At 42.8% G+C, this 6,041-nt stretch carries 5 protein-coding genes; 1 reads left to right on the top strand and 4 read right to left on the bottom strand.

The features are described 5' to 3' along the window. Positions 1–29: 29 nt before the first annotated feature. Positions 30–2,726 carry a bifunctional acetate--CoA ligase family protein/GNAT family N-acetyltransferase gene (locus ABZA00_RS05390; RefSeq protein ID WP_372881118.1) on the bottom strand — a complete coding sequence of 899 codons (2,697 nt, stop codon included), beginning with the start codon at positions 2,724–2,726 and terminating at the stop codon, positions 30–32. A 221-nt stretch (positions 2,727–2,947) separates the two neighbouring features. On the opposite strand from ABZA00_RS05390, the gene ABZA00_RS05395 reads away from it, so the two are divergent. Next, positions 2,948–4,282 carry an MATE family efflux transporter gene (locus tag ABZA00_RS05395; protein WP_372881119.1) on the top strand — a complete coding sequence of 445 codons (1,335 nt, stop codon included), beginning with the start codon at positions 2,948–2,950 and terminating at the stop codon, positions 4,280–4,282. A gap of 15 nt (positions 4,283–4,297) precedes the next feature. Here ABZA00_RS05395 and ABZA00_RS05400 read toward each other — a convergent pair whose 3' ends face one another. From ABZA00_RS05400 to ABZA00_RS05410, 3 genes are all read right to left on the bottom strand, one after another. Further along, positions 4,298–4,786, bottom strand: coding sequence for an HD domain-containing protein (locus ABZA00_RS05400; RefSeq protein WP_372881120.1), 489 nt, complete (start codon positions 4,784–4,786; stop codon positions 4,298–4,300). Between the two features lie 683 nt (positions 4,787–5,469). Next, positions 5,470–5,847 carry a hypothetical protein gene (locus tag ABZA00_RS05405; protein WP_372881121.1) on the bottom strand — a complete coding sequence of 126 codons (378 nt, stop codon included), beginning with the start codon at positions 5,845–5,847 and terminating at the stop codon, positions 5,470–5,472. Positions 5,848–5,948: 101 nt separating this feature from the next. After that, positions 5,949–6,041: transposase (locus ABZA00_RS05410; RefSeq protein ID WP_372881122.1), on the bottom strand; the 93-nt coding region annotated here is incomplete at its 5' end.

Here is a 6,041-nt window from a genome sequence, read left to right on the forward strand (position 1 = left end):
AGCCCATATCTACAAACAGAAGAAAAAAATTATTCTGTTTGTTTCTGCAGAGCCAATCTCATATTTATCACCCCTTCTTCCATATCTCTAAGCACAACAAAACCTAATTTTTTAGATAAACTCGCCATACCGACATTTGAGAGCATGGTCATTCCGCTGAGATAAGTTGTGCCTTTGGCTTTTTGATACTGAATAAGCTTTTCCAGCAGAATCTGCCCCAAGCCTAATCCCTGCAGATCCGAGCGTACAATCATAGCAAATTCAGCCTCTATATTATCGGGATCGATGGTGGCGCGAATAACCGCCAGCGTTTCCTGCTGTTCAGATTCATTAAAACGTACGGCAATAAAAGCCATTTCCCGTTCGTAGTCTATCTGGGTTAACATTGCCATCTCTTCATGGCTCATTTTACCGCGCTGTGAAAAATAACGTTTATAACGATCTTCTGCACTTAAAGCCGCATCAAAAACCTGGTGGCGCGCTTCATCTTCAGCTCTGATTGGCCGGATTAGGATCTGCTCGCCATTTTTAAGCTGCGCCCTTTCCTCTAACTGCTTCGGGTAAGGACTGATTGCGAACTTGTTTTGAGTGCAGACTTCAGAGTGTAAAAGATGCATCTGGCTATCTAAAATAGTCACCTTTTTGCCCGTCACCAGCACCGGATTAAGATCTAAATCGATGATCTCGCGATTATCCAGTAACATCTGTGAGATTTTAGTGAGCATTAAACACACCGCGTCCATATCAAAGTCCTGAGCGGCTTTTTTTACCTTGATCTTTTTCTCTTTAATACCCTGAATCATCAAATAACGTGCTAACGCCATGTTTAACGGCGGTAAAGCAACAACGGCATTATCCAGTGTGGTGTACAGCTCGCGGGCATCACTCTCCTGCGAGACAGCAATAACAGGACCAAATATTGGATCTTGTTTAATCATCACCCGTAATTCCAAGCCGAGACCACTTGCGACCATTTTCTGCAATGTGAAACCGCTTAGCCGGGCATCGGGTAGTAAAGTTTTAACCCGCTTTGTGATTGCTTTTAACGCCAAATCTAATTCATGTTCGCTGTTAATGTTTAACATCACGCCATGGACAAGGGATTTATAAACAATATCAGGCGAGTTAATTTTGACTGCCAGAGGAAAACCGATTAATTTTGCTTTATTCAAGGCTTCTTCTGCGGAGCTCACCTGCACTGTTTTCACGGTATGAAGGTGATAGGCTTCTAATATCGGTTTGGTCTGAAAGGTATTCAGTTTTGCCGAGAGAGAGTCGGGATTAACCAAGGCTTTAATAGATTGCGAAGCAGCAGGAAGATCATAATACAGATTATCCGGGATACTGGTGGGCGTTTCCATCAGCAGTTTTTTGTTACGACGGTACTGGACGAGATGCATAAACGCCGTAATAGCCCCTTTAGGGGTTCTGAGAGTGGGAATTCGCGCTTTTGCAAATAATCTTCGCGCAGGTTTGGCCGCTTCTTCCCCCGTCCAGTTGGTAAGCAGGTTAACCTGTTTGCGTTTAGGGTGTTTTTCAATTACGGCAAGAATTGCCTGTGCTGTCCCTTCACTGTCGGATAACGCGGAAGGTGAATGCATAATTAATATTGCATCAGCCTGCCCGCTGTCCATTAAAATAGTTAAGGCGCTGGCATAACGTTTAGGATCAGCATCGCCAATCATATCGATAGGGTTGTTACGCGACCAGTTAGTTGGTAAACAACTGTCAAGCCGGGTTATTAAACCATCGTCCAGCTCGGCGAGACGCCCCCCCGCAGCCATTAAATCATCCACAGCTAAAACGCCTAAACCACCTCCATTGGTAATGATCGCTAAACGTTCACCATGCAGATAATTTGCATATGCCAATGTCTCTACTGCAGCAAATAATTCATGCAGATCATAAACACGCAGCATACCAGCCCGTTTAAAAGCAGCATCATAAACACTGTCATGTCCATATTTGCCATTGCTGTGTAAAGATGCGGCTTTTGCCCCCGGCAGCGAACGACCTGACTTAATCACCAGAACAGACTTATGCTGAGAGATTGCCCGCGCCGCAGATAAAAATGCACGCGCATCGGCGATGCTATCCATGTATAGCAGGATTGATTGGGTTTTACTATCACGGGCTAAATAATCCAATAATTCAGCAAAACTGATATTCCGTGCGTCACCTAAGGAGATAAAAGCGGAAAAACCGATCTCTTTACTGTTTGCCCAATCTAATACAGTTGTGCAAACCGCGGCAGACTGGGAAATAAAGGCAATATTACCCTGCAGCGCATTGCAGTGGGCAAGGCTTGCATTTAACTGAGCAAAGGGATTGATAATACCTAAACTGCTCATGCCTAACAGGCGTATACCAAGGGCTTTCGCCATTTGATAAATTGTCTCTGCTATTTTTTTGTCGTTCTCAGTGGTGACCACAATCGCGCTTTTACAGTCTTTTTGGGCCAGGGCCTGCAAAATAGTCGGGATACGACATTCATTGGTGCAGATAATCGCCAGTTCAGGGGGGATCGGTAATTGATTTATACTTTTATAAGCAAGTACGCCGTGGACTGCAGGGTATTTTGGCGAGACCGGCAGGATCGGTCCGTTAAATCCGCCGGATAAGAGGTTATTCATGACCAGGTATCCGGCACGGTGCGGCGCGACAGAAGCACCAATTACCGCGATCGACTTTGGATTAAAGAACGCTTTCAGTGTTAATAAGCTCATGAAAAGTAACCCCAAGACATTGTAAAGGTTAACAGTTTACCCCCGGAGCATTTTTATGCTTTTATTTTCTTTTTAAAATAAGAGATTTATCCTGTAATTTTTACTGTTAAGCAGCGTGCACCTTCCGGCATTCTGATTACGGGCGTTATGATTGCAATAGCGCTACCTAACGCGTATAAACCACATCTGAATTTGTATCAGCTCTATAATTGGAATGTTTAGTGTCTTACCGTCAAGAAATCAATAAAATTATCAAATTAAGCGTCCCTATTTTTATTGCGCAATTTGCGCAAACTGCGATGGGGTTTGTGGATACTGTGATGGCCGGAGGTGTCAGTGCTGATGATCTGGCGGCCGTTGCTATTGCTTCGAGCATCTGGCTTCCCTGCATTTTATTTGGTGTTGGCGTGTTAATGGCGCTTATTCCCCTTACCGCACAAGCCCATGGTGCAAACGATACGGCTGGCATTCCCGGCATTGGCCAGCAGGGACTTTATTTGGCATTATTAATCACTTTACCAATATCTCTGGTTCTATATAACGCCGGTTATCTTATCGACATTATGCAAATCGAACCTGTTTTAAAGGATATCACCATTCGCTATCTGCATGCTGTTTTAGCAGCAGCGCCGGCATTTTTATTATTTCAGGCACTGCGAAATTACGTTGAGGGTTTATCACTCACCTACCCGGCAATGGTGATCGGTTTTATCGGATTAATTGTCAATATTCCCCTTAACTGGATTTTTGTATACGGTAAATTCGGTCTGCCGGCAATGGGCGGCGCAGGTTGTGGCGTAGCCACCACTATCGTGTATTGGATTATGCTCTTTGCGCTGATTATTTATGTCCTTTATGCTAAAAAACTTCGCCACTACCCGCTGTTTACCTCTTTTGCTGCGATTGACTGGAAAACACAGTTAGCGATTTTCAGATTGGGCCTGCCGGTGGCAGTTGCATTATTTTTTGAGGTCACTATTTTTGCAGCCGTCGCGATTTTAATTGCCCCCCTCGGCGCAGGCATCGTCGCAGCACATCAAATTGCAATCAACTTTTCCAGCATGATATTTATGCTCCCGATGAGCATCGCCAATGCGGTGAGTATCCGAGTGGGTTTCAACCTAGGGAAAGCCAGCAGAAAACAAGCTAAAAATGCCAGTTATGCAGGTTTTACAGTAGGGTTAACCCTTTCTATGTTCACTGCATTATTAACCCTTACCTACAAAGAAGAGATTGCCCTGCTTTACACTAACGATCAGGAAGTAATTGCATTAGCCGTCACTCTCATCGTTTTTGCCGCTATGTATCAGTGTATTGATGCCGCGCAAGTAATCGCGGCAGGAGCACTGCGGGGATATAAAGAGATGATGGCGATATTTGCATCGACTTTTGTTGCTTATTGGCTGGTCGGGTTACCCCTTGGTTACACTCTGGGAATGACAGATATTCTGCTGCCGGCGCTTGGTGCAAAAGGATTCTGGATTGGTATCACCGCGGGTTTAAGCGTTGCCGCTATTTTATTAGGGCAACGTCTTTATGTAGTGCAGAAGTTATAATGAAGTGAGCTGATATTATGAGGCCTGTGCAACCTCAGTAATACTTCTTTGGTAAGATTTTTCAATTAAATCCGGGTCTTTTGCAGCCTCTGTTGATAGAAACTGTACTTTGGGGTATATCCCATATCTACCGTAATCTAAACGATCGGCATCCCAGCAGGTGCCGATCGTAGGATCTTCCGACAACTCATGAAAGGCATGCTTTTCACATGCCTCCACTAACAATTTAAATTCCTGTTCGCTTAAAAAAGAAAACAGCTCTTTATTTTGTTTTATAAAAAAAGCACCCGCGGGTCCATGCTCCGGCTCTTTCCCGTCGTACACCGAGCAGCAGTCGTGAAGGTAACAAAACAACTGCACAACGGTCTTATTGGCCTTCGTTTTCGGGATCAAAATCTGTGCATTTTCCCAAACACGATCCCAATGTGCAGGCCCATTCTCAGCTGATAAATTACCATGATAGCGATTCATCGCTAACTTTTTTATACAAGCTATATTATTCATATTTAAGCCACCTATTAATTAAAAAACAAACCAGATAAGTCATTCATTTCAATACCTTTAACTGCTTTTCCTATATAAATAAAAAATGACTTAATTGTCTTAAAAATAATTAAAACCCTATCTAACAAGGATATATTTTGACTTAATTTTTACCATGAGAGAAGTAAAATAGCGAGGTAATGTGATCGCGGGTCACGTTTTTATATAAAATAAATACAACGCCACAAATATCAACAAAAATCAAAAACATTCGCTAGATTCAGAAGATATAACACATTGTTTCAGGAATTTTTTTATCTAAGTGGCAATGAATGGTAAGTCTGATTTTAATCGCTGTTTAAGTAATTAACCTCAATTCTGGATAAGCAAATCGATACAGCACCGTTATTTTCGCGTATCTCTGCGTTAAATCATCTCCCAATAGCCAGCTATTGCTTCGATGATTTGCCTTGAACTACACAAAACTAACAGCACTGTATAATGCAAATCTTTAATATTTTGATATTAAAGGTAATTTCGATTCCATTATCCCGAGTTGAGGTCAATTATAGAAGCAGGTCATTGGGTCTGTCGTAAAACAGAACAAAATCGAAGGGGGGAGAACAGGGCAAAATGGTTGCCACAAAATATTCTATTTCAACACTCAGCGGTGCCCCATCCTATTAAGCAGAGCCGCTCTGTATTTAACCTGCCAAGCTCAATAAAAACGGTCTGTCAGCAACCTCTACTGATGACCATACTTTTTCAAATCCGCCACGTTTGTCCACCAGTAATACACTTTCAAATGCATTTTCGTGCTCCGTTAACCATTGCCGTACGATAGTGATTAGCTCAGCTTCAGGCTCGGCTCTAAAAGTCCTTATACCGTTCATTGCAATTTTTTTTACTTTAAAATCCTGCATCAAATCCAGTGCATCATAAATAATGATTTGCATTTTTTCGTAGTTACAACCGGCGGCCTGTGATTTAAGATCTACGAAAATATAATTGGGTAAACCAAGTTCTGCAGAGACTTTGTACAGACAAAAAGAGGTGTTCCAGGGATAATTTTTCCTCTGCATTCCCCTGCCCTTAAAAGGCGGAGCCGCTGCCTTTATCCATTTAGATGAAAAACACCGTCATTCATGGCGGTGATGAAAATCATTGATGCGAAGCATTAACGTTACTTAGGTCTATTTTGTTGCTCGATATAAGTCGTCAGGGCATCTAGCGCAGCACCGCCACATGATCCGGCAAAGTAACTGGGAGACCATAA

This window comes from Psychromonas sp. (assembly GCF_041586535.1).
In the GTDB taxonomy this organism is placed as follows: domain Bacteria; phylum Pseudomonadota; class Gammaproteobacteria; order Enterobacterales; family Psychromonadaceae; genus Psychromonas.

What these genes read in the sequence shown, in the direction of transcription:
- ABZA00_RS05390 (WP_372881118.1), bottom strand. Translation starts at nt 2,726, where the DNA reads ATGAGCTTATTAACACTGAAAGCGTTCTTTAATCCAAAGTCGATCGCG.
- ABZA00_RS05400 (WP_372881120.1), bottom strand. Translation starts at nt 4,786, where the DNA reads ATGAATAATATAGCTTGTATAAAAAAGTTAGCGATGAATCGCTATCAT.
- ABZA00_RS05405 (WP_372881121.1), bottom strand. Translation starts at nt 5,847, where the DNA reads ATGCAGAGGAAAAATTATCCCTGGAACACCTCTTTTTGTCTGTACAAA.